Raw genomic sequence first — 23579 nt, forward strand, 5'->3', positions numbered from 1 at the left:
AAATGAAAAAGCTATTTTATTATACCGCATTCTTTCTGGCAGTTATTGCCCTTAATTCATGCAGCAAAATTGATAATTACCCCGCGCCCTCCGATACTATAAACGGCAGTACTATTGACGAAGGAACAGGAGCTACAGTACAAACAGAAATAGGGGGTGGTGGCACCCGGGTTAAACTACTGGAAATTAGCTATAGCGCAAATCCAACGCCTGAGTATTTTCAGTCCATGCAGGATGGTACGTTTAACGACGATAAAATTTTTGCTGCAACCTACAAGGTTTCTGTTGAAGGCCCGTTTGTGCCATTGGTAACTACAGATAATACAGGCACGGTTACAGCCGATTCCAGCCAAACAATTAAGTTAACCAGCAAAGCAACGCTTAACTTTAAAGTTCAGCCTTTTTTAAGAGTGCAGTGGGTTGGCAAACCGGTATTTAATGCTGATAGTACGGTTACCGTGCAGGTTAAAATTACCCGGGGTACCAATAATGCAAATTACCAGCAGGATATTACCGATATTAACTTGTATGTGAGCAATACCCAGTACGATGGTAATAATAATTACGACCCAAGGTATTCAAAATTGGTTTCATACAGCGGTTCAAACGGTACTGCATTGCTGGGCCAGGTAATAACCATTACCACAACAGGCGGCGCATTACCACAACAAGATGTTTATTTCCGTGTTGGTGCAAGAATCAACGCCGGACTTGACGAATATAATTACAATACACCAATGTCTGTTACCTACCCGTGATAAGCATTTTTTTAGGGAGGGCTTAACAGCCCTCCATTTTTATAATATAAATAATATACAATCTGCATGAAAAGAACTATCCTGTTTTGTAGTTTAATAACTATATCATTTGCCGGTTTGGCACAAAATAATCCGGATAACGGGAGGCAAAAAACAGCTTTCCAAACCAGTAGCCCCTGGATCCCACAAATTGATGTCCGGTCTGATCTGGCCATTGTATATGGAACTAATGATCAGGGCCAAATGACGTTTGAACAGCGTGTACAATCATGGCGGGACAGGGGATACCAAACCGCTTTTATGACAGGTATTGCCTGGGGATCGTACTATGATTATTTCCTGGGTAAATGGGATGGTAAAAACCATTTAGGTATAGGGCAGGTTACCCAAAAAGGAGATACTATTTTTCACGGCAAAAACATGCCCTACGTGGTGCCGGTGCAGTCATTTATTGAATACATGAAAACTGCTGTGGTTAAAAGAGTGATTGATGCCGGAATAAATACTATTTTTCTGGAAGAGCCGGAATTTTGGGCCCGCTCAGGCTATAGCCAACCTTTTAAAGAAGAGTGGCAAAAATATTATGGTTTTCCATGGCGCCCTCAGGATGCTTCGGCAGAAAATACTTATTTGTCGAGCAAATTAAAATATCAGCTATTTTATAACGCTATAAAGCAGGTTTCAAATTATGCCAAAGCCTATGGCAAAACTAAAGGCAGGGATATTAAAGTTTATATAGCAACACACTCGCTGGTAAACTATTCCTCATGGCAAATTGTAAGTCCGGAGGCTAGTTTGGCATCATTACCGGGTATTGATGGTTACATCGCCCAGGTTTGGACAGGTACCTCGCGCGAGCCAACTTATTTTAACGGTCAGCGTAAGGAAAGGGTGTTTGAGAACGCATTTCTGGAATATGGCTCCATGGTATCCATGACTGCGCCAACAGGCAGAAAGTTATTCTTTTTAACGGACCCGATTGAGGATTGGCCGCGTGACTGGGCCGATTACCGCAAAAACTACGAAGCAACTTTTACGGCAGAGATACTTTACCCCATGGTTAATAATTACGAGGTAATGCCCTGGCCCGAGCGTATCTATACGCGCCCTTACAAACTTGCCCACAGCGATTCGAGCGTATTGATACCTAAATATTATTCAACACAGATGCAAATTATGATCAACGTGTTGAACAAGATGCCCTTATCGCCAAACAAAATAACAGGGGTAAATAACATTGGCGTGCTCATGAGTAATTCATTAATGTTCCAACGTTTTCCGACGCATAATGGCTTTGAGGATCCGCAATTTTCTAATTTTTACGGACAAACACTTCCGCTGTTAAAACGTGGCATCCCGGTACAAACCGTGCATATGGAAAACCTGGCCTATCACCAAACGCTTAAAAACATAAAAGTATTGGTGATGAGCTATTCTAATATGAAGCCAAACAGCCCGCAGGTGCATCAGCAACTGGCAGATTGGGTAAGGAAAGGCGGTGTTTTAATATACTGCAGTCGCGATGACGATCCTTACCAAAGCGTAATGGAATGGTGGAATACCAAAGGCGCCAAATTTACTGCCCCATCACAACACTTGTTTAAATTACTGAATATTGGTAAGGGTAATAATGCAAGCGGTTACCGCGTTGGCAAAGGCAAGGTTTATGTTGTAAGACAAGATCCTAAAGAGTTTGTTTTACAGCCCGATAAAGATGCTGAATATGTTAAACTGGTTAAGCATGCTTACGAAAAAGATGCGCATCAGGGTAAAATAGAAGATAAAAACAGCCTCTACCTGCAAAGAGGGCCTTATGATATCATTTCTGTGATGGATGAGAATGCCGACAGTAAACCTTATCAGGTAAAGGGTCCTGTAATAGATTTATTTGATCCTCAACTCCCGATTTTAACCGATAAGACTGTAAACCCGGGTGAGCAATCCTTATTGTACGATATTAAACGTATAGCCGATAAAACTAAGCCGCAGGTTTTGGCATCAGCATCCAGAATATATGATGAGCAAGTAGCGCCAGGCAGCTATTCGTTTGTCGCCAAAAGCCCCCAAAATACATTGAACAGCATGCGTGTGCTATTACCATTGCAACCAAAAGAAACTGTTGTTACCGATCATAATGGCAACACCATAAGCGATGTTAAAACATCGTGGGACAGCACCAGCAATACCTTGTTTGTGGGCTTTGACAATAGCCCCGATGGTATCAGGGTCAACATCAAATGGTAATCCTTATCACAATTGGTCAGTCGCAGCTTTACTTCCTTTACCTGGTATCCGGGTAAGGAAGTTTGCTGCTTCAGGACGTATGGCTAAATGCCGGTAACGCCTATCCAATCAAATAATATAAATATAATATACCAGGGTAATTACCCAAAACAAAAATGATGAAAAAAGTATTTCTTACGGCATTAGCCTTCTTTCCCTTATTCACCTTTGCACAAGCCACCAAACAAGCAGATTTGGTTGAATACATCAACCCGCTAATGGGGACTGCCTCCAAACCTATTCTGTCTAACGGTAATACGTATCCTGCTGTAGCGTTGCCCTGGGGTATGAACTTTTGGACCGCACAAACCGGTAAAATGGGTGATGGCTGGCAATACACTTATGATGCCGATAAAATACGCGGATTTAAGCAAACGCATCAGCCTTCGCCCTGGATGAACGATTACGGTATGTTCTCTGTATTTCCGGAAACAGGGAAAGTGATCATCGACGAGAATAAACGCGCCAGTTGGTTCTCGCACAAAGCAGAAACATCCAAACCTTATTACTACAGCGTTTACCTGGCTGATTATGATGTAACTACCGAAATTGCCCCAACTGAACGCGCGGCGAACTTCAGGTTTACCTTTCCGAAGGGCGATAACTCACATATTTTGATAGATGCTTTTGATAAAGGATCGTACGTAAAGATCATCCCCGAAAAACATGAAATTATAGGTTACAGCACCAGGAATAGCGGTGCAGTACCAGAAAACTTTAAAGATTATTTTGTTATTTATATTGATAAGGATTTTACCGCCACTACCTGGCATGATAGTGTAACAGATAAACAATCACTAGAATATAAAGGCAACCATGCGGGAGCCGTTGTCAGTTTTAAAACTACAGCGGGAGAGAAAGTGCACATGCACGTGGCTTCATCTTTCATCAGCATTGAGCAGGCCGAATTGAATTTAAAACGTGAGCTTGGAACCGATAGTTTTGATGTTACCGAGCAAAAAGCCAAAGCGGTATGGAATAAAACCCTTAACCATGTGCAGGTTGAAGGCGGTACCATAGACCAGATGCGCACTTTTTACTCGTGTTTATATCGTATGCTGTTCTTCCCTAGTAAAATGTATGAGGTTGATGCCAAAGGGCAGATTGTACACTATAGTGTTTACAATGGTAAAATTATGCCAGGTTACCTGTTTGCAGGCACGGGTTTTTGGGATACCTTCAGGGCGCTATATCCATTCCTGAATCTGATGTATCCATCCATCAATAAAGAAATGCAGATGGGGCTGGTAAACGATTACAAAGAAGGCGGCTGGCTGCCAGAATGGTCCAGCCCGGGTTATGCTGATTGTATGGTTGGGAATAATTCTGCATCCGTAGTAGCTGAATCTTATGTAAAGGGGCTTCGCGGGTATGATATTGAAACTTTGTACCAAGCCTTGATACATGGCGCCAATAATACCGGACCAAACGCTACCGGCCGTATTGGGGTTGATTATTATAACAAATTGGGTTATGTGCCTTATGATGTAAACATTCATGAAAATGCTGCCCGCACCCTGGAATATGCTTATGACGACTTTTCGATCTACACTTTAGGGAAAGCACTTGGCAAACCGGCAGCAGAGATTGATGTTTATAAGAAACGCGCCATGAACTACAAAAACCTGTTCGACCAGGGTACAAGATTAATGCGCGGCAAAAATAAAGACGGATCATTTGAAACACCTTTTAATCCGTTTAAATGGGGCGATGCCTTTACCGAGGGCAATAGTTGGCACTACACCTGGGGCGTTTTTCAGGATGTACAGGGATTGATTGGACTGATGGGCGGAAGGCAAAACTTTGTTGCCAAGCTGGATTCGGTATTTTCACTGCCACCAGTATTTGATGACAGCTATTATGGTTTTACTATTCACGAGATCCGCGAAATGCAGATTGCCAACATGGGGCAGTATGCGCATGGCAACCAGCCCATACAGCACATGATCTATTTATATGGTTACGCTTCTGAACCCTGGAAATCGCAATATTGGGCACGTGAAACAATGAACCGCATGTACCGCGCAACTCCCGATGGTTATTGCGGTGACGAAGACAATGGACAAACATCGGCCTGGTATGTGTTTTCGGCCATTGGGTTTTATCCGGTATGCCCGGTTAGTGGCCAGTATGTATTAGGCGCGCCTTTATTTAAAAAGATTACGATTAACTTAGAGGATGGAAAAAAAATAGTAATCAACTCACCAAAAAATAGCGTCGAAAATAAATATATTAAAACCATGACCTATAACGGCAAGCCTTATGATTTAAACTGGGTTAACCACCTTGCATTAATGCAGGGAGCCGTTATTAATATGGATATGTCTGCCACACCGAATAAAACCCGTGGCATTAAAGCATCGGATGTGCCTTATTCTTTGTCAAATGAAAAATAAGACCAATAAAAGCCCAATAATCATCTTTATGAAAAAAAGCAGTGTATTAATTGTGTTGTTAAGTTTAAGCCTCAATTTGTTTGCCCAACAGCGCAAGGCACCCGCATATCCGCTGATTACACATGATACTTATTTTAGCATTTGGTCTGACACAGACGAGCTGATTGCATCTACAACCAAACACTGGACAGGGGCAGATCAGTCATTAATTGGTTTAATAAATGTTGATGGAAAAATATACCGGTTTTTAGGTCAGGAGCCTAAAAGCTATAAAACAATTTTACCTGCCTCTGATGAGGCATCCTATCCGGTGAAGTATACCGAAACCGAGCCTGCCGGGGATTGGCAAGCAGTTGGTTTTAACGATTCCGGGTGGCAATCGGGCATATCCCCAATTGGGAATGACGAGGGGCACGATAAAACCCAATGGAAACAACGCGATATTTGGATAAGGCGGACTTTTAACGTGCAAAATGTAGTCGATATCCACCAACTTTTGTTGAAGATATCTCATGACGATGACGCCGATGTATATTTAAACGGGAAAAAAGTATACAGCAAGACCGGCGTGGTGAATGATTATGGGATGGTCCCCATAACCGAAAAATTAATAAACGGCGAAAATATTTTAGCTATACATGCCGTAAACACTGGTGGAGGAGCAAGATTTGATATTGGTTTTGTTGATGAAGAGGAGAATCCTTCTTCTTTAGCAATAAGCATCGCTAAACAGCAAAGCGTTAATATCAATGCAACGCAAACCAGCTATGTTTTTACCTGTGACAAAGTTGATTTAAATCTCGTTTTTACCTCCCCGCTGCTGCTTAATGACCTTAACTTATTATCGAGGCCGGTATCATACATTACTTACACGGTAAAAGCAACCGATCATAAAACGCACAAGGTAAAAGTATATTTAAGCGCGTCATCTGCATTGGCTGTTAACAAACCAACGCAGCAAGTTATGGCCGAAACTGATAATACACCCCTGTTATCATGCTTAAAAGCAGGAACAACAGAACAGCCTGTACTTCAAAAAACAGGTGATGATGTGCGGATTGATTGGGGATATATGTATGTTGCTGTCCCTAAATCATCAAATGCCACCCAGTTTATAACAAGCGAAAAGGATGCTGTAAATGCTTTTGGCACGGGTGGAATCACTTCAAACAAAATGTTGGGCCAGCACCTGGCATTAAATACGGTTATCCCGTTTGGTAAGGTAGGTATACAGGCAGTATCAAAGTTTGTTGAAATTGGGTATGATGATATTTACGCCATTCAATACTTTGGCCAAAACTTAAGACCCTGGTGGAATGCTTCGGGCAAAAAAAGCATAACAGGCGAGCTCACTTTGGCGGCCGAACAATATCCATCTATCATCAAAAAATGCGAAAGCTTTAATAAACAAATGTATGCAACAGCTGTAAAAGCGGGTGGTCAAACCTATGCTGATTTGTGTGTGCTGGCCTATCGCCAAAGTATTGCTGCACATCAGTTGGTAAAAAGCCCGCAAGGTGAACTGCTTTGGTTCTCAAAAGAAAATTTTAGCGGCGGTTTTATAAATACGGTTGATGTAACCTATCCATCGGCCCCATTGTATTTAATCTATAATCCCCAATTAATGGAGGGGATGCTAAACGGCATTTATTATTTTAGTGAAAGCGGCAAATTTAATAAAGATTTTGCGGCGCATGATTTGGGCTCTTATCCACATGCAAACGGCCAAACTTATGGCGAGGGTATGCCAGTAGAAGAATCTGGTAACATGATCATTCTTACGGCAGCAATAGCAAAGGCAGAAGGCAATGCGCATTTTGCACGCCTGCATTGGAAATCACTCAGTAAATGGGTCAATTATTTAGTTAATGAGGGCTTTGATCCGCAAACACAATTATGTACTGATGATTTTGCAGGGCATTTGGCCCGCAATGCTAACTTATCAGTAAAAGCTATTGTTGGTATAGGTTGTTATGCACAGCTTGCCCAGCAACTTGGCTACAGCCAAACTGCCGCTAAATACAGGAAGATTGCCCAGGCTATGGTGCCAAGGTGGATGCAGCTGGCAGGAGATGGCGATCATTACACATTAACTTTTGAAAATAAAGGCACCTGGAGCCAAAAATATAACCTGGTTTGGGATAAAGTGTTAGGGTTAAACCTGTTTCCAAAATCTGTTTATGATCAGGAAGTTAAATTCTATTTAACGCAACAGCATCAATATGGCCTGCCTTTGGATAGCCGCAAAACCTACACCAAATCAGACTGGATAATGTGGACAGCAACGCTTGCGGGTAACCAAAATGATTTTGAAAAACTGATTAACCCGGTTTATAAATATGCCCTTGAAACACCATCGCGCGTACCGCTAAGCGACTGGCATGAAACTACGGATGGTAAGCAAGTCGGTTTCCAGGCCAGGAGTGTTGTTGGCGGCTACTTTATGAAAATGCTTTACAATAAAATGGTTTTTAGTGCAGCTAAATAACACTGAACTGTAAATAAAGCGAGTGTATTTTAAGAGAATAAATTTCATTCTCCGTTCGCAATATAAAAGCGGGAGTATCATCAATATGATATTCCCGCTTTTGTGAAAAAAAATCGTGTAAGAGCAGATTTTACCGTTGCGCCGGGGCTTTGATTAATAAGGGCACGATCACAGATACCGCCATAATCACCGCGATGATATGTAATCCGCTGCTGAAATTTCCGCTCGACTGGCGCAAATGGGCAATTAATAACGGACCAAAAGCACTGGCAAATCCCCAGGCTGTAAGTATCAATCCATATATCGACCCCACATTAACAGCGCCAAAATAATCCGCCACAAATGCCGGCATTGTGCCAAAGCCTCCTCCATAACACATTAATATAAAGAATGCAATTATTGTAATAGCGGTTACGGAATGAAAATTGGGCAGTATCCAAAACAACACAATCTGCACAATAAACATTGCTGCAAATGTCGCCCTTCTGCCAATGAAGTCAGATGCCCAGGCCCAGAATACACGGCCAAACGCATTTCCAATGCTGACGATACCCACCATTCCGGCTGCAATTATTGCTGAAATTCCTGCAAATTCCTGAAACATCGGCGCTTCCTGCGATATAACTGAAATACCGGCGGATGTATTTAAAAACAACAGCAGCCATAATACCCAAAGCTGCCATGTTTTTAAGGCATCGCCCAAGGTAAAATCGGCAGCAGTTTTTATCGTTTGTTTTTTATCTACCGGGAGCCACCCATCAGGCAACCACCCTTCAGGAGGGTTTTGCATAAAATAACCGGCAATAACCGAAACAACCATATAGGCTATTCCCAAATAGGCAAAAGTTTGCAGTACGCCGATTTGCTGGATTAGCCGGGTAGCCACAGGTGCCGTTATCAAGGCCCCGGCTCCGAAACCGCCAACCGCTATACCGGTCATCAGCCCGCGGTGATCAGGAAACCATTTTACCAGTACAGCGATGGGAACGATATAAGAAAAGCCAAGACCAATGCCCCCTATAAGCCCATAGCTCATGTAAAGCCACCATAATCCGTTACTCGAAAAACTTGCCAGGAACACGCCCGCGCCATAAAGAAACCCACCGGTCATGGCAACTGTTCGCGGGCCGACTTTCTTTAGCCATATCCCGCCAAAAAATGCGGCAAATCCTAAAGCCAGTATCGCGATGGTAAAAGTTAAGGTAACCTGTGCAATGGACCAGTGGAACTGTTTGGCGAGCGGAGTCCTGAAAACACTCCAGGCGTACACAGCTCCAAGTGCAATTTGCAGCAGTACCCCTGCCGCAGCTATTCCCCAACGTTTCGTGTTGTTCATAATCTTTGCTTTTTTTGTTGTAAATAAATTTAAACTCTTTTAGATTTTATTCCTGTGCTTAATGGTAACAGGCGCTTAAACAGCTGTTTAGTGCGAGTGCTTTAACGTAAATGTAATGATATTTTGTTTTTTATTGAGTATCAATATTATTTCAATTGATAAATATTTGCACTGATCTGTATTAGGTTTTGAACAGTGGATTTAAACGAAAAAAGCCACTTTTTCAAGTGGCTTTAGTTCTTTTGAGATGGTTTGGTGACCTCTCTGTGATCCCGCTGGGATTCGAACCCAGGACCCCAACATTAAAAGTGTTATGCTCTACCAGCTGAGCTACGGAATCGTACTTTATCCCTTTTGTTTAAAGTGGTGCAAATATAGGACTATTATGTATTGTGTGCAAACTTTATTTTAATTTATTTTTAAGGGATTTTAAGCGCTTCATTGCCAGTAAACTACAGTTTTAATATGCCTGTTTTTCCGCCATTCCCAGCTAAAAGAACCAATTTTCCGTGTTTGGCTTTGCCACAAACGTTAAAACTTGTATCATCAATTTTTAGCCATGTTTTACCTCCATCCATTGTAATATTGCTGCCGGCAGTACCTGTCGAGATAAAAATAGCTACTCCTACATGTTCCACACATGATTGAAAACTAGCCGGGCTTTGCTTAGGGGAAATAAATTTGCTGCTATTATTTAAAGTGTAACAAGCCACTGAGTCTGAGCGTTTATCGTTTGCATAATCACCACCAACAAAAACTTCAGTTGAACCATTCATCGCAACAGAAAATGCTCCCTGACTTGCTTTTTGATGTGGAAAAGGTAGCTTTTTTTTCTGCCAGCTATCTGCTGAACTGCCTTTTGTTATTAAAGTTAATTCGGAACTTGCAAATCCTCCACTGGCTATTGTCAGTTTATCTTTGCTAACTCTTAAACATGTGCCGCTTGCCGCAAAAGCAGCTTCACCTGGTAAAGCATCCGGTCGGTTTTTGAATAAGTTCCAGGTTTCGCCACCATCTTTAGTTTCCATTATAAGGAATTTGCCGTCTATAGGATCTCCAAGTATGTAGCCGTGTAAGTGATCAGCAAAACCCATCGCATCAAAAAAATAACTGGTATCGGCGTTTTTGTATTTTACCTGCCAGTTAGCCCCACCATCAGTAGTTTTTAATACCAATGCGGGCGTACCCGAACTCATTATAATGGCCTCTTTATCTGAAAATGCTTCAATTGCTCTGAAGTCAGCTTTTTCAAAGCCTTTTACCTGCTGCCAATCCCAGCTTTTTCCGCCGTTATGGGTAATGACTACAGTGCCTTTACTGCCGCTTATCCAGGCAAGGCTATCGTTAATAACAGACATGCCTCGAATGCTGGACGGTTGTTTGCCCTGCTGAATATTAACAATGGTTTGTGCACTTAAAAAATTTGCAACAAGCAAGATGCCTGATAGGAGAAGAGTAGTTTTTAATTTATTGATCATTATTTTACACGTTTCCAAACTTCTGTGCGGCCAAATAGCGAGATGCCTACGTAACCGCGTATTTTTAGCGACTCACCTTCGAGCGTCATTTTACAACTATAGGTTTTTCCGCTTTTAGGATCGTAAATGGTACCATCCTCGTAAACATCCTCCCCGTTAAAGGTAAAATCCTGCAAAAGTTCCAGTCCCAGTTCCGGGCGCGATTGTAAGGCTTTATCAGGGTTTTTGATATCTGTTTTAGGTTTGCCGTCGCGGTCCGGAATTTTCAGCCAAACCAGTTTGCCATAAAACTTGTTATCCTTTTTGTAAATCAAAACCTGACCTTCGCCACTCGGGTTGATCCATTTCCCTAAAATATTATCAGCCTTTTGTGCCGATGCCGCAAGGCAAAATGATATTGCCATTAGCAGGGTGATGCTTAATTTCTTTAACATAATCAGATAATTGGTTTGTGAATTTACCCTTTATATCGATTTTTACAAAGTTCTGTACCGAAATTTAATTTATTGCCCGCCATTTTCCCCGAAACGATTATATTTGCAACCTTGTTATAAATTAATCTGCTAAAGAACAATTTGTGCAACAATGCCCGGATGGCGAAATTGGTAAACGTTGCGGTCTCAGAAGCCGTTGAGAATTGTCTCTTGAGAGTTCGAGTCTCTCTTCGGGCACATCCATTTTAGATTTGGGAAATGAGATATTAGGTGTGAGATTAAAGTTAAATTGATTTCATGTCTCAAATCTAATATCTCACTTCTCTTTAAAGCCCAGGTGGCGAAATTGGTAGACGCACCATCTTGAGGGGGTGGCATTCGTAAGGATGTGGCGGTTCGAATCCGCTCCTGGGCACATCTCTCCTTGTTTAATTAAGCAGCAGTTTTGTAGTCATTTTGATAGTACCATTCTAAAATGGACACGCCATCGGCCCAGGTTAATTTGCCGTTTGAGGCAACCTGTGCAATAAATATGGATAGATTGTGCAAAAATGCACTCTTAACATCACCATCCAATCCTTGCAATACCTGTATGGCGCAGGCAGTAATTTGTTGCGGATCTGTTAGGCTGCTACAGCTGTCGGCCAGTTTAAGTTCGGTTAATACAGTTGGCAGTTTGGCTCTCAGCCAGTTTTTTATGTCGTCGTCAATATCGCCGGGGATAATTGCGGTAAGCACATCCGCAGCTGGCGAGTCAACAAAGGCTTTAATATTTTCTGTTATCAGCACACCAATGTGAATGGCGGTTTTTAATTCTGTTGGGATGTTTTCAAATAGGGTTTTAACATCGGCCCATATTTTTTCGATAAAGGTTTTTAAACTCATTTGTGTTTTTAAATTTTATGATTTAGATTTTATTATTTAGCAGCAACCGCACTTAATAGTACAGTGCCTGTTGTTTTTAATGCAGATGGGTTTTTGTTCGGTGATGTATTTGCAGTACAGATTTTAATCTCATCTACTTGTTTCTGCAATAGCGATACTTCATCCTCCAGAACCTTTATGCGGATATTATTAATCCTTGATTCTGTTTCCTGGCTATTCTTGATGGCATGTATATCATCTTTCAGTCCAAAATAGGTTGTCATTACCGATGCTACAATACTTGCCGTGCTCATAATGGTAACCACCAGATTTTTTACCGTTATGCCTTTTAGTTCCCGGTGTTCAATAGTTGTCATGTTGTTGGTGTTAATTTTAACAGTGACTGATCTGTTATTTTTTATATTATTGCAAAGGGTAATGCAGAATGGAGCGTATTCAATATCCAAAAGCTAAAGGCGATATGAAAGTATTAGAAGGTATACTAAAAAGAGATAATAATAATTTTGACCTGATACGCCTTATTGCTGCTTTAATGGTGGTTTATTTTCACACCTTTTACTTGTTTAAAGATAGCAGCCATTATGACCACGGCTCATCTTTGCTAAAAGGCGATTCAATTGGCGGTTTGGCCGTTTATATATTTTTTTTTTTAAGCGGGATGTTTATTACCTCCAGCTATATCAACCTGAAAAATAGTTATGCATTTGTTATAATGCGGATATTCAGAATTTGGCCGGCATTAATTGTGTGTATTGTGTTTACCGTTTTTGCTGCCGGCCCCCTAGTATCAAAATATTCAATAAACGCCTACTTTACCTCAAAAGATACCTGGAATTATTTGATTCATGATATTTTGCTTTACCGGGTTAAGTATACGCTACCGGGTGTATTTGATGCTAACTATTACCCCTCTGCTGTTAACGGGTCTATCTGGACATTGCCGCTTGAAATATTATGCTATTTAATGGTATTGCTGATAGGGATAAGCCAGGCTTATAAAAGTAAAATAGCTACTATATTGATCTACTCGCTGGTGATTGCATTGTATATTATCAATTTCCATTCAATGCGTGATTATTTGAAGATTCCTTTTCCTTTTTTTGTTGCAGGTAGTCTGTTTTATATGTTCAGAAAATATATCCCTGTGGATTACCGCATTTGGATTGCATTGATAGTTATTTATGCTGTTTTCTTTAAGCTGATCCTTTTATATATCCTGCTGATATACTCGGTGCTTGTTTTAGGATCATCTGCTATTTTTAAGAAAATTAAACTACCCGGTGATTACTCTTACGGCATTTATATTTATGCTTTTTTAGTACAACAATTGGTAGCCAATTATATCCCGGAAATATCGCCTTATAAGAGCTTGCTTTTAACCGTGCCTTTAACTGTTTTATTGGCAGTGCTATCATGGCATTTTGTTGAAAAGCCTTCCATTCAAATTGCAAAAAGAATAACAAAGGAAAAGATACAGCTGCAGCCGGCTGCTTTGCCTTTAAGCAGCTAAGAATAACTGGCTTTCCTCACGACGGCGTTGAACCAGTGTATCGCAAATTATTTTGTTGCCGGTTTTGGGATCGGTGATTTTATCCCAGGCTAAAAAATGTGCCGCTGCTTCGGTATAATTTTTTTCGTTGAGCTTTACCAATAAAGTTGAACCCTGCAATGCGCCGGTACCTTCATTGTAGGTGAATGAAACCAAAGCATCGAACTGGTTTTGTGTTAGCGGAACTTTTACTGCTTGGTTTACGGCATCTTCATATTGACCCATGGTGTTGCGGAAAAGTGCGTCGGCCTGTACTTCGCTAGCTAATTGGTCGCCAGGTTTTACTTGTTTGCCATCGTGATAGCGGATGGATCCGTAGCCTATGGTCCACACACCGGCATCCCTGCGTTGCCTTTTTACCAATACCGAAAAACAGTCTTAAAGCCATACAAAAAGGGTTATCCAATTATTCCGCAAACGTTAGGTGAACATATCAAAAAAGTTCGGATGGACAAAGGCTTATTACAAAAGGAGGTTGCAGAAATTATTAACGTATCCGAAGACACTATCACCTATTGGGAAAATGGCAGGTTCGTTCCTCAGATACAATATTATCCTGCTATTATTTCTTTTCTTGGATACTATCCGTTTACGCACGAGACAGAAAGCATGGCCGGAAAGTTGAGACAAGTTCGGTATTGTACTGGGTTAAACATTGCAAAATGTGCACAGCTATTGGGAATTGATATAGATACCGTTAAGCGTTATGAAGCTGGTCGTCCAATAAGAACAGTGGCTATTAAATCAATAATCCACAAGATGTGGCTTGAACTTTCGAAATCGCAAAAAACACAATACCGCCAAGATTGAGCGGTATTTTTTATATTTCAATTTAACTCCCTTGTTTTTGCATATTACATTTCAAGAGATCAATATAGTGTTGCATGAATTTCTCTTTCTGCAATTGATTGCCTAATTGCAGAATAACGAACATGTAATTCTACAACACTTTATCCATATCAATCTATTGATTAATAATTGTTGTTTTTCCTATGTGTCTATACAAAATAGTACTCAGAGGCACAAAATCGATTGGTGAATGTCCCCAAATATCAACCCGCACTTTTTATTCAATACAATCATTTATTGTATCTTTACAGTCATGAATGAGTTTGATATTAATGACCCGAACTATACAAAATGGGGGATATTTTACTTTAATCCAAATGATCCAAGAGCAATTTGCAGAGTCAGAAATGATAGTAGAACTACTTGGTATACATTTAATTTCGCACACAGAGTTTCTTATTTCTATGCCGCACTTTTATTATTGGTAATTGCATGTGTAATTATTTACGGCAAGTGGTTCTAAAAATGACTACAATTAAATTCTTAAATTATATTTCAATATTTAGTTAGACATTGACCGTTTTACTATTAATAAGTCGAAGAGAAATACAATATTTCTCTTCGACTTATTAGTTAGACAGCCAATTATTACCAACGTATAAACAAGCCATCTGAGTTTTATTAAACTCAATTTATTAATAGTTATTCATCTACTAAAAAAGTGTCAAAAAGGAATCACCCCAGTCTAATTGCCCGAACAATATTTAGCCAAATATTGAGCAGCGTCTTGATTGTTCATTTTTGCAGCTTTTCTCCAATCAGTACAAGCATTTTTATAAGTTTTTTAAAAATATTCAGCCATACCTCTATTGAGGTAATATGTCGACTCTGTTGAATCTAATTGAATTGCTTTGTTATAATCTAATAATGCACTATCGGGTCTATCAATGGTATTGGGTTTGTTACTTGAAGTAGTGGATTAAATGGGCAATCAATCGAACTAAAGCCTTATAAAGCACATCGAGTATTACTACGCATAATCCTGCACCAAAGATGAGTTGCAGGATATTTTCATATCTACGATTTCTGACTGGCATACAAAAAGAACTTAATGGACTTTATTTCCATCCATTATATTCTCTTGTCAGACGGCAAAATAGGGAGGCTGAGGTACGGATTAATGATAATAAAAGCTCGAAGCTTCAGTTTTGTAATTGCTGCTGCGCATATCCCTTATTAGAAATAGTCACAACTTATCGTTTGCAATACTTCCACACGAAGCCATTCCATTGTTGGTAAATTCCTTTTGCTACCTGGATAATGGCCTTATCATCAATCTTATTTTGCCGGGACGCTTCTTTAATGCTTGGATATTGCTTGATAAAGTTGCCATGCAGATCATATTTAGTGGAAAAATTCTTTTTCCAATTGGAACGGTCAGCCGTTTTTAGGATTGATGGCAGTACCCGTCCCTGTGCAATAGCTCGTAATTGCTTTTCACTTTTAGTCACTAAGGCCAAGTTTTCAGGCCTGTTGTTATAGCCGTCACCGTCACTATTTATTACATACAATCCATTTTTCTTGTAATCAAGATGCGGGTCGATAAACGTTTTATAAATGAGCCTGCGGGTATTGGCATAGTATTGTTGTTTTCTAAAGTCAGGGTTACCCCTAAGTCAATGGTGGGTTCTCCGGTCTTCACATTCCTGTTTTTATTGACCTTCTGACTTAATATGCGTCCTGTAACGAATTGCTGATACAAACGTGGATGCGGAATGATACGGTCAAGAGACTTTATCCTTCCCTTTGTTGAAGCCTGGTAGTATCCTTCAAAACCGGGGATGTCTTTCCATTCTTCTCAGGGAATGTCGATGAGAGACTTATTTTGATGAGCAGGTATCTGATCCAAGGCTGAATGTATAGTTCTTTTAAAGCACAAATATCAGGAATACTTTTTTGTTTTAAAGTAGCTATGAAATGCTTTAATAATCTCATTGCGGTTTGCTTCGCTTAAATTACTAACAGCTTCGATACATCTGTTAGTTTGCTAGCAATTAAGCTCCAAATAATCGCCTAAATTAAAAAGGATGGCATTTTAGTACCATTCTTTTTAATTGTTTTTAGTGTACGGAATCTTAGTTGCCTTGATTATCATGTTGTTAATTGATTAACAACATGATTGATACACTACCCTTTAAAACTGAAAATAAATAAATTGGCTATTATCAAATACGCCAAACATCAGTATTAATAAAATTGTCAATACATAAGATAACCGTCTGATAAAAATATTTTGATTATAAAACAAAGTAAATCCATTGAAGAGTTTATATTCATTTATTGCCTCGATTATAACCAACATTACTATAAGTGAGCTGGATAAAATGAGATCGCGTTTGTCACTTATAAAAAGCGGACCATGCACCCATATTATTTTATAAAGAATAGCAGCAGCATCTTTTAAAGTAGGAGCCCTAAAGAATATCCAGGTAAAACAGGCGTAACAAAAGGTCAATAAAATGCTCGCCGGTTGGTAAATAGCCCTTGGAATTAGTTTCGACAGCTTTTTCCGTATTTTTTTGGTGAAAAATTCATAAACCAATCCAACAGCGTTTAAAACACCCCATATTATATAAGTCCAGTTGGCGCCATGCCATAACCCACTTACAGTAAATGTAACTATTATGGCAAAAACAACAGAGTATTGACCCCAGCTCCGTTTAGCGAAAATAATGGGGTTAAACAGGTAATCATAAAACCAGGTAGACAGTGAAATGTGCCATCTGCGCCAAAACTCAGTAATGTTTTTACTAAAAAAGGGAGCATTAAAATTAGTCATCAACTTAAAACCCATTACCCGGGCAGCACCAATTGCAATGTCCGAATAACCGGAGAAATCGCAATAAATCTGAAATGCAAAAAATACAGTTGCCACCAGTAGCGATGTGCCATTGTGCTTATCGTGGTTGGAGTAAACAGCACTAACATACAATGAAAGCCTATCAGCAATAACAACTTTTTTAAACAGCCCACACACCATTTTTTTAATGCCAGTAACCGCATCATCGTAATTAAAATCGTGTTTCTCGTAAAACTGGTGCAACAGATTCTGTGGCCGTTCAATAGGACCTGCTACCAGTTGAGGATAAAACATAACGTACAAACTATAAATACCAAAGTGTCTTTCAGCTTTTTGATGCCCTCTGTAAACTTCAATTACATAACTTAAACTTTGAAAGGTGTGGAATGATAAACCTATCGGTAAAATAATTTTAAGCAGCGGCAACGCATAAGTTAAATTAAAGAAACCCGCAATTTCAGTTATATTGCCACTAAAGAAATTGAAATATTTAAAAATAAACAGAACAAAACAAGTAGATAAAATACTAAAAATCAACCAAGCCTTTTTGCCCCTTCCTTCACTTTTTTCGATGTTTATCCCTGCGAAGTAGTCAATCAGAATAGTGACTAACAGAATTAAAATATAAGCTGGAATAAAGAAACAGTAGAAAACACAGCTCGCTAATAGCAGATGAACCCACCGCACTTTATGGGGAATTAAGAAATAGATAAGCGTAACAACCGGAAAAAAAATCAGGAAGTCAAATGAATTAAATAACATGATAAATTACGTTTAGTAAAAAGCACCAGGGAGAGCTTACTAGTCACTTTTAAAAATTAAAGCTTTTTATGGATACTGTCAATCATATCTCCCACATTTTTCCAATTTAAAATTTCGCTCGCGCTAAAGTTAATTTTAAAGCTTTTTTCAATAGCATAAACCAATTGCATATGGTTCAGTGAGTCCCAATCATCTATATCTTTTGCGGTGGTATCGTTTTTTAAAACAATATCTTCATCATCAAGAATATTTATAAAAATCCCGTTTAACTTTTTTAGTATTTCATCTTTTTCCATCGCTCATTAATTTATTTTTTGTCGATAAAACATCTCTTTTTTTGATACCCCGCAATGCTAAGCATCCAATAATCACCGTTGGTCGTAAACCCCAAATCTGCATAATGATTTTTCACCATTGCGTTTTTTGCAGTTGGGATGTACTCTCCTTTTATATGTTTAAAGCCATTCTTTTTGGCTGCTTCAACAATGGTATTCATCACAAAACTTTCCATGCCCCGTTTTAATACCCGACAACTCATCAACCAAGTATCGATAAAAACAGTGTCGTTCGTTTCTTTCTTAAGGATAACGATACTTATCAATCCGTTGTCACCAAATTTATCTTCCAGGCCGAATATAAAGGAAAATATTCCTTCAGATTCGGATAGTGTGGATAATTCTGATTCGTCGTATCTAATTGTCCGTAAGTTAAACTGATTTGAACGTTGCGATAGTTGTGCAACCCTGGGAATGTTGAATTTATTTAACGGTTCAACAAGGGAGTACATTTCCAATTTTTTAAAAAAATCATCAATATTAGTATACTGATGCTGAATAGCTGCCCGTTTAGCTTCCGTTTGGTACAGTTTGGTACGTTGGACATCTTCATGAGAGGAAGACACGGTTTCAAACAAGTTAAGCGAGTACAAATACTCTAAATATTTACTTGGATCTTCGGGTAATTCAGGAACAGTTAACTCAGGGATATTTTGTTTTACAATATTTCGTTCAAACGCATTATCATCCAAAAACACCATCGAATCAAAACTAATATTTAAAACATTTTGAATATAACGGATATTGTCGGCCTTGTTTTCCCAATTAGCAACAAATACAGCAATATCTTCTAGGTGGAGCACCATATCACTATGTTTTTCAAACGGCTCTTTGGCTACAGATTCGGTATTTTTACTGCAAACCGCAATAATTACACCCCTATTTTTTAACTTTTTAACCCAATACTGAAAAGCGGTAAAAGCTTTTCCAATTCCTAAGGCCCCAAGTTGTATATTTTCAACGCCATCATCGCCTATTACACCGCCCCATAGTGTGTTATCCAAATCTAATATCAGGCATTTTTTAAATTTACCTTCCAAAGCGCTAAGCAAGTCAAGTGTCCGGGCAGCAACGTGGGGTAAAATATTAAAGCTCAAAACCATTTCAGAGTTGATATAAAACTGGGCATTAAAAAAAATCTCTTTACCGTATTGATTTTGAAGTGTTGATAAATCAACAAGATGAAATGCTGCATTGTTAGAAGCATATTTCATCAATTCATAATTCAGTTTTCTTAGTTGATATAAAAATGACGATGGAGTCTTTGAGGCATAATTACCAAACACAGCATCGTCTATTTCGGCATAATTATAAAAAACGATTTTAATGTTATTTTCGTGATTAAGTTGCACAACCAGACTCTTAATTACATCCAGCTCTTCATCGGCCAAGTTTTGGTAGTGTTCAACAGAAAGTTTATTATATTTTTCGAGTAGCTTATGGGATGACTTATAGATGATCACCACCTCTGGATTATGTGCATATAATGCCGAACATGGGTCAAACACTTGACTTTCAATTTGATTAAAATCAGCCTCCCAAATATCTAGATCAAGTTTTAAATCAAATCCGGTGGCACGTAAGGCCATTGACAAGAATTGCGTTGCTGTATCACCTAACAAAGCAACCTTGATCTTTTTAAAGCTGGAAAAGTCGCGCTTTAATTTTTTTTTTAGCTGATTAAAGTCATCAAATAAAAACATTTATACCTAATTAATTGAATTTAAAATCATCGATGTAATGATTATCATCGGAATTTAGTATTTAACAAGAATATTTTCGACTGTAGATGTGTAGATTTTAGCTCCGGTTACATTTAAATGACCAAGGTTATAAAAATACTTTTTGTTTTTAAATCGAACGGAATCGGAATAATCAAAAAAAGGAACCTTATTAATGGCCGCAATTTTTGCCGCTAGCTTTGTTGACGGCCGCTTTAGTTTAAAATCCACTAATATAGGGGAAACAAATATATAAAGTTTTATATGGCGGCTTAAACAGTCATTAATAAATGATTTGTAGGTATTCACGGCATCACTGTCCAATGGAGAACTATCAAAATCAGTATTAACGAATTTATCTCCTTTTTCATCAACGACTCCATCGTTAGCTTCAAAACCATTTTGATCCCTTTTTGTAATTTCATTGGGACTATACCTGTGAAGGTTTTTGCTTATTGTTTCCAAAACAAGGTTATTGAAAGGATAAATTTTTGATAACAATTTTATATTTTCAAATCGCGACTTTAATTTAATAACATCCCTTATTTCTTTATGGTTTTGATAGTAAGGCAACAGAGCAGCTATCCTGTCGTGATAAACTTCATTAACATCAAATTCCTCTGGAAGGAGATCCAAAATGACTACTTTTGGAGTGTAGCGAGCCAAAACACATTTCAACAGTCCATAGGAGTAAAAAATATTATATCCCGCTAATCCGGCATTAAAACAGCTTAAATTGGTTTTTTTTGCAATATCATTAGAAATATAGTGTTGACAAGCCCGAGATGAGCCAAATATGAGTAAATCCTGATTGCAATGATCTGCTACATATGTGGTAGTGCGATCATCAATTCCTACTTGTCTAAAGTATAAATAATTTAACGTTTTTCCGATACCATAGTCCAATATAAAGAGCAATAATGATATGTAGAAAGCGCTTTTTACAAATTTTATTTTGTCATTCATTAAATAAGGTCGGCTAAAGAGTACCCGGCAACAGCCGACAAAAATAAAAGAATTATAACAATATCATAGAAAGATGAGTGGCAAAAACCTGGTTTATCTGCTAAATACAAAATGTTTTACCACCATTGACACACTCTCTCTTATTCAAATATCGACACTTGAATGAAGATAGTTGCGACATGCCCGCTATCCGCAGTTTTTAAATTACGGTCTTCGCTGGCATTAAATGGGCTATTCATTGTATACCACCATGTGAAATCGCGACTTCAATCAAAATTGATTCAGTCCCAATGCAAATAAGAACAAAAAGGCGAATAAATTTATGAATGAAAAGGTGTTAGCATTCAACAACTTCCTGATCGTGAGTATATCTTGTACTCATTGATGACCTCATTCAACATGCTAAAACAAGGTTGGCTTATAAGAAGTAAGGGCATCTGAACAACAAAAAAACTAACCGTGGGCCCAGTTCTGCTACAATGTTGACTATAAGCTTAATCACCAATAGAATCAAGTTTGCAACCTTGTGTTCTATTGGTGATTAAGTATAATTAGATCCCTACATTGTAATCTTAAACTTATCTTTGAACTTATATTCTACCTCGTCATAATTATCTTCATTAACTGAAATAATAATCCTCCGATTTTCGTTTTGGAGATTAAAATCCGCATAAAATAAAATGTGTTTGTTTTTTATTTTATAGAATTTAATATTAGTTATCGACATGTTAAAATACCTTATATATAAATAATCATAAAAAGATTTCGGTTTACTTTTGTCTAATTGAAAATCAGAAGCATAAGAAGATAAAAAGAAATCACCACTTAAGAAAATCGGTGTATCAGTTATATTATTTATACCAACTAAGTAATCTTGACCAGATAAAAAAAGGAAATGATACTGATCTCTTAAGGTATCATCAGGAAAAGATAAATTTCGCAACACTATGTAAAAAAAATGAAATTTATTATTCGGGTAATCGATTTTCACATTTGATACCTCAATATGCAGTGCAGTTTTTTCGCTTGTCCATAAATCTCTAAAGAACATGGTATTTTTTGTCAGAACTTGTTTGTTTAGTAATTTTAGCTCCCAATTTTGTCCATATCTAAAACGGTAAGCAATTATATTCTCTGAAATAAGAGCCCGATTTTTTTCACTAAGCTCTTGTCCATTAGCTATATAGCTAAAACAAAAACAACAAACAAATAAAATGCACTTACTTGACGCGGCAAAGGGGGCCTTTTTGAGGTGGCGAACCGGGGGCACTTTCACCTGTTTTATCCACTTAGCCCATCTAAGCCGGGGAAATAGGAAGGTTTTAAAATTTCAGGAATTTCTGTGATGTCCGAAGTTAATTTATTCCAAAGTGTGTGCAGCTCTTTTTTAAAAACCATATCCCCAAATAAACTAATTTTAGATGGAATTTTGGAAAATAAAATCGCATCAAGGAAAATCTAAAAGGTAAGCGTCAGGCCTTAATGTGGATCAATACTCTTTGAAAAGGTATTAGGCATTCAACAATTGCCTAAAAAAAGCAGAGAAGGCATTCTTTACTCTATTGATGGCTTAATACGGCCCTAAAACTAGGTTGGTTTATAAAAAGTAAAGTCTGGCGCTGGGCCAGACTTTACAATAGTGTTAAATACAACCTTAAGCATTTTAGGTTAAGATTTGCAAACCTTGACCAGCTAGGCATATAAATCGAAATAACTAAGCGGATATTGGCTGTCCCATAAAAAAGTACTTTTATTCATTGGTGTTTTTTGTGTGGCAACTTAAAACTACCAATATCAGGAAAACTTAAAATGCTTCCTTCTCTCTTTACTATTTACCAGGCACTAATAATTGCACCCCTTGACCAGTTAAAGTAAAGGATTAGGCTCCTCTTCACTATCGTTTGCAATAGTCATTTTTTTCCGTTGGCCTGCTGATTGTGACAATATCCTTTGAACTGCAGGTTGAACAATCCATAATCCTACAGGGTAAATCCAAATAGCAAAAAAAAATTTGTAACTTTTATTGAAATCTACTATTTCTCCTTCCACTATTGACATCAACATTTTTGCAGCAAAATAAACTATGTAGATCAAACTCCACATTAAAAATAGCTGTATAAATAAAAACACCCAAAACAACTTTCCATAATTCTTATAGTTGTCCTGATTAATTGAATATCCGCCAAATATCATCAGTATTACTATAGTGCCAACAATAAGAACTAGGCAGCTCATCCTAAAATAGGTAATTTTCGGTCTCAATTTATTTGGAATTAATTCTCTCATCAAGCTTCCAATAGAATAAATCCAAACTATATACACACAAAAGGACAAACACCCTACAATTCTCCCTAGGACTGAACCGGACGCTAACAAAGCAGAAACAAGGAATATCAAAAACAATTGATAATCTTTAACTCGAACTAAAATATTAGTCAATTTCATAGGAGGTTACTAGTTTTAATAATAATAATGGCGAATGTAAATTAGGGTTAGCATTATCAAGAAAAGCATACTTCTATAGAAATGCTGCTTATAG

At 38.3% G+C, this 23579-nt stretch carries 21 protein-coding genes and 3 tRNA genes; 8 read left to right on the top strand and 16 right to left on the bottom strand.

Annotated elements, in window-relative coordinates; all coding sequences use genetic code 11:
• Positions 1 to 2 precede the first annotated feature (2 nt).
• The 4 genes from JN11_RS09055 (at position 3) to JN11_RS09070 (ending at position 7925) form a co-directional block, all read left to right on the top strand.
• Positions 3 to 758, top strand: coding sequence for a DUF3823 domain-containing protein (locus tag JN11_RS09055; protein WP_144911827.1), 756 nt, complete (start codon positions 3 to 5; stop codon positions 756 to 758).
• Between the two features lie 66 nt (positions 759 to 824).
• Positions 825 to 3002: a hypothetical protein gene (locus JN11_RS09060; RefSeq protein WP_144911829.1), complete on the top strand. Its 2178-nt coding sequence runs from the start codon at positions 825 to 827 to the stop codon at positions 3000 to 3002.
• 158 nt (positions 3003 to 3160) lie between these two features.
• On the top strand, positions 3161 to 5437 hold the full coding sequence (locus JN11_RS09065; RefSeq protein WP_144911887.1) for a GH92 family glycosyl hydrolase: 2277 nt from the start codon (positions 3161 to 3163) through the stop codon (positions 5435 to 5437).
• Between the two features lie 28 nt (positions 5438 to 5465).
• Positions 5466 to 7925, top strand: coding sequence for a glutaminase family protein (locus tag JN11_RS09070; protein ID WP_144911831.1), 2460 nt, complete (start codon positions 5466 to 5468; stop codon positions 7923 to 7925).
• 130 nt (positions 7926 to 8055) lie between these two features.
• Here JN11_RS09070 and JN11_RS09075 read toward each other — a convergent pair whose 3' ends face one another.
• The 4 genes from JN11_RS09075 to JN11_RS09090 form a co-directional block, all read right to left on the bottom strand.
• On the bottom strand, positions 8056 to 9261 hold the full coding sequence (locus tag JN11_RS09075; protein ID WP_144911832.1) for an L-lactate MFS transporter: 1206 nt from the start codon (positions 9259 to 9261) through the stop codon (positions 8056 to 8058).
• A 267-nt stretch (positions 9262 to 9528) separates the two neighbouring features.
• Positions 9529 to 9601, bottom strand: a tRNA-Lys gene (locus JN11_RS09080).
• A 112-nt stretch (positions 9602 to 9713) separates the two neighbouring features.
• Complete coding sequence (locus tag JN11_RS09085; RefSeq protein ID WP_144911834.1) at positions 9714 to 10739, bottom strand: WD40/YVTN/BNR-like repeat-containing protein; 1026 nt, start codon at positions 10737 to 10739, stop codon at positions 9714 to 9716.
• The gene (locus JN11_RS09090) at positions 10739 to 11173 is read right to left on the bottom strand and encodes a DUF2147 domain-containing protein (protein ID WP_144911836.1); all 435 of its coding nucleotides are present in this window, start codon (positions 11171 to 11173) and stop codon (positions 10739 to 10741) included. Before JN11_RS09090 ends, JN11_RS09085 begins: the two co-directional genes overlap by 1 nt.
• A gap of 153 nt (positions 11174 to 11326) precedes the next feature.
• Here JN11_RS09090 and JN11_RS09095 point away from each other — a divergent pair.
• Both JN11_RS09095 and JN11_RS09100 read left to right on the top strand, forming a co-directional pair.
• Positions 11327 to 11410: transfer RNA gene (locus JN11_RS09095), tRNA-Leu, on the top strand.
• A 94-nt stretch (positions 11411 to 11504) separates the two neighbouring features.
• Positions 11505 to 11588, top strand: a tRNA-Leu gene (locus JN11_RS09100).
• 17 nt (positions 11589 to 11605) lie between these two features.
• On the opposite strand, the gene JN11_RS09105 is transcribed toward JN11_RS09100, so the two are convergent.
• Both JN11_RS09105 and JN11_RS09110 read right to left on the bottom strand, forming a co-directional pair.
• On the bottom strand, positions 11606 to 12058 hold the full coding sequence (locus JN11_RS09105; RefSeq protein ID WP_144911838.1) for a hypothetical protein: 453 nt from the start codon (positions 12056 to 12058) through the stop codon (positions 11606 to 11608).
• 32 nt (positions 12059 to 12090) lie between these two features.
• The gene (locus tag JN11_RS09110; RefSeq protein ID WP_144911840.1) at positions 12091 to 12414 is read right to left on the bottom strand and encodes a hypothetical protein; all 324 of its coding nucleotides are present in this window, start codon (positions 12412 to 12414) and stop codon (positions 12091 to 12093) included.
• Positions 12415 to 12482: 68 nt separating this feature from the next.
• On the opposite strand from JN11_RS09110, the gene JN11_RS09115 reads away from it, so the two are divergent.
• Complete coding sequence (locus tag JN11_RS09115) at positions 12483 to 13568, top strand: acyltransferase family protein (protein WP_144911842.1); 1086 nt, start codon at positions 12483 to 12485, stop codon at positions 13566 to 13568.
• Here the strand turns inward: JN11_RS09115 and JN11_RS09120 are convergent.
• Complete coding sequence (locus JN11_RS09120; protein ID WP_144911844.1) at positions 13557 to 13970, bottom strand: lysozyme; 414 nt, start codon at positions 13968 to 13970, stop codon at positions 13557 to 13559. The two genes, JN11_RS09115 and JN11_RS09120, sit on opposite strands and share 12 nt — an antisense overlap.
• Here JN11_RS09120 and JN11_RS09125 point away from each other — a divergent pair.
• Positions 13905 to 14417, top strand: coding sequence for a helix-turn-helix domain-containing protein (locus tag JN11_RS09125; RefSeq protein WP_394348824.1), 513 nt, complete (start codon positions 13905 to 13907; stop codon positions 14415 to 14417). The two genes, JN11_RS09120 and JN11_RS09125, sit on opposite strands and share 66 nt — an antisense overlap.
• Before the next feature lie 1232 nt (positions 14418 to 15649).
• Here the strand turns inward: JN11_RS09125 and JN11_RS09130 are convergent.
• From JN11_RS09130 to JN11_RS09170, 9 genes are all read right to left on the bottom strand, one after another.
• Positions 15650 to 15907, bottom strand: coding sequence for a hypothetical protein (locus tag JN11_RS09130; protein ID WP_144911847.1), 258 nt, complete (start codon positions 15905 to 15907; stop codon positions 15650 to 15652).
• A gap of 50 nt (positions 15908 to 15957) precedes the next feature.
• Positions 15958 to 16239 carry an NUMOD4 domain-containing protein gene (locus JN11_RS24960; RefSeq protein WP_144911888.1) on the bottom strand — a complete coding sequence of 94 codons (282 nt, stop codon included), beginning with the start codon at positions 16237 to 16239 and terminating at the stop codon, positions 15958 to 15960.
• Positions 16191 to 16391 carry a hypothetical protein gene (locus JN11_RS09140; protein WP_144911849.1) on the bottom strand — a complete coding sequence of 67 codons (201 nt, stop codon included), beginning with the start codon at positions 16389 to 16391 and terminating at the stop codon, positions 16191 to 16193. The genes JN11_RS24960 and JN11_RS09140 overlap by 49 nt, the downstream gene beginning before the upstream one ends.
• A gap of 199 nt (positions 16392 to 16590) precedes the next feature.
• The gene (locus tag JN11_RS09145) at positions 16591 to 17682 is read right to left on the bottom strand and encodes an MBOAT family O-acyltransferase (RefSeq protein ID WP_246138971.1); all 1092 of its coding nucleotides are present in this window, start codon (positions 17680 to 17682) and stop codon (positions 16591 to 16593) included.
• A gap of 392 nt (positions 17683 to 18074) precedes the next feature.
• On the bottom strand, positions 18075 to 18314 hold the full coding sequence (locus JN11_RS09150) for an acyl carrier protein (RefSeq protein ID WP_144911853.1): 240 nt from the start codon (positions 18312 to 18314) through the stop codon (positions 18075 to 18077).
• A gap of 11 nt (positions 18315 to 18325) precedes the next feature.
• Complete coding sequence (locus JN11_RS09155) at positions 18326 to 20056, bottom strand: HAD-IIIC family phosphatase (protein ID WP_144911855.1); 1731 nt, start codon at positions 20054 to 20056, stop codon at positions 18326 to 18328.
• Between the two features lie 54 nt (positions 20057 to 20110).
• On the bottom strand, positions 20111 to 21040 hold the full coding sequence (locus JN11_RS09160) for a hypothetical protein (protein ID WP_144911857.1): 930 nt from the start codon (positions 21038 to 21040) through the stop codon (positions 20111 to 20113).
• 559 nt (positions 21041 to 21599) lie between these two features.
• Entirely contained in the window at positions 21600 to 22316 is a 717-nt protein-coding gene (locus tag JN11_RS09165; protein WP_144911859.1) for a hypothetical protein, read from the bottom strand.
• Between the two features lie 590 nt (positions 22317 to 22906).
• Positions 22907 to 23485 (bottom strand): hypothetical protein, encoded by a 579-nt coding sequence (locus JN11_RS09170; protein WP_144911860.1) that lies wholly within the window; start codon positions 23483 to 23485, stop codon positions 22907 to 22909.
• Positions 23486 to 23579: the final 94 nt, after the last annotated feature.

Source organism: Mucilaginibacter frigoritolerans, assembly GCF_007830615.1.
GTDB classification, from domain to species: domain Bacteria; phylum Bacteroidota; class Bacteroidia; order Sphingobacteriales; family Sphingobacteriaceae; genus Mucilaginibacter; species Mucilaginibacter frigoritolerans.

Excerpts from the sequence above, each read along its gene's own strand:
- JN11_RS09055 (WP_144911827.1), top strand. The coding sequence starts at position 3 with ATGAAAAAGCTATTTTATTATACCGCATTCTTTCTGGCAGTTATTGCC.
- JN11_RS09060 (WP_144911829.1), top strand. The coding sequence starts at position 825 with ATGAAAAGAACTATCCTGTTTTGTAGTTTAATAACTATATCATTTGCC.
- JN11_RS09065 (WP_144911887.1), top strand. The coding sequence starts at position 3,161 with ATGAAAAAAGTATTTCTTACGGCATTAGCCTTCTTTCCCTTATTCACC.
- JN11_RS09070 (WP_144911831.1), top strand. The coding sequence starts at position 5,466 with ATGAAAAAAAGCAGTGTATTAATTGTGTTGTTAAGTTTAAGCCTCAAT.
- JN11_RS09075 (WP_144911832.1), bottom strand. The coding sequence starts at position 9,261 with ATGAACAACACGAAACGTTGGGGAATAGCTGCGGCAGGGGTACTGCTG.
- JN11_RS09085 (WP_144911834.1), bottom strand. The coding sequence starts at position 10,739 with ATGATCAATAAATTAAAAACTACTCTTCTCCTATCAGGCATCTTGCTT.
- JN11_RS09090 (WP_144911836.1), bottom strand. The coding sequence starts at position 11,173 with ATGTTAAAGAAATTAAGCATCACCCTGCTAATGGCAATATCATTTTGC.
- JN11_RS09105 (WP_144911838.1), bottom strand. The coding sequence starts at position 12,058 with ATGAGTTTAAAAACCTTTATCGAAAAAATATGGGCCGATGTTAAAACC.
- JN11_RS09110 (WP_144911840.1), bottom strand. The coding sequence starts at position 12,414 with ATGACAACTATTGAACACCGGGAACTAAAAGGCATAACGGTAAAAAAT.
- JN11_RS09115 (WP_144911842.1), top strand. The coding sequence starts at position 12,483 with ATGGAGCGTATTCAATATCCAAAAGCTAAAGGCGATATGAAAGTATTA.
- JN11_RS09140 (WP_144911849.1), bottom strand. The coding sequence starts at position 16,391 with ATGAGATTATTAAAGCATTTCATAGCTACTTTAAAACAAAAAAGTATT.
- JN11_RS09150 (WP_144911853.1), bottom strand. The coding sequence starts at position 18,314 with ATGGAAAAAGATGAAATACTAAAAAAGTTAAACGGGATTTTTATAAAT.
- JN11_RS09155 (WP_144911855.1), bottom strand. The coding sequence starts at position 20,056 with ATGTTTTTATTTGATGACTTTAATCAGCTAAAAAAAAAATTAAAGCGC.
- JN11_RS09160 (WP_144911857.1), bottom strand. The coding sequence starts at position 21,040 with ATGAATGACAAAATAAAATTTGTAAAAAGCGCTTTCTACATATCATTA.
- JN11_RS09170 (WP_144911860.1), bottom strand. The coding sequence starts at position 23,485 with ATGAAATTGACTAATATTTTAGTTCGAGTTAAAGATTATCAATTGTTT.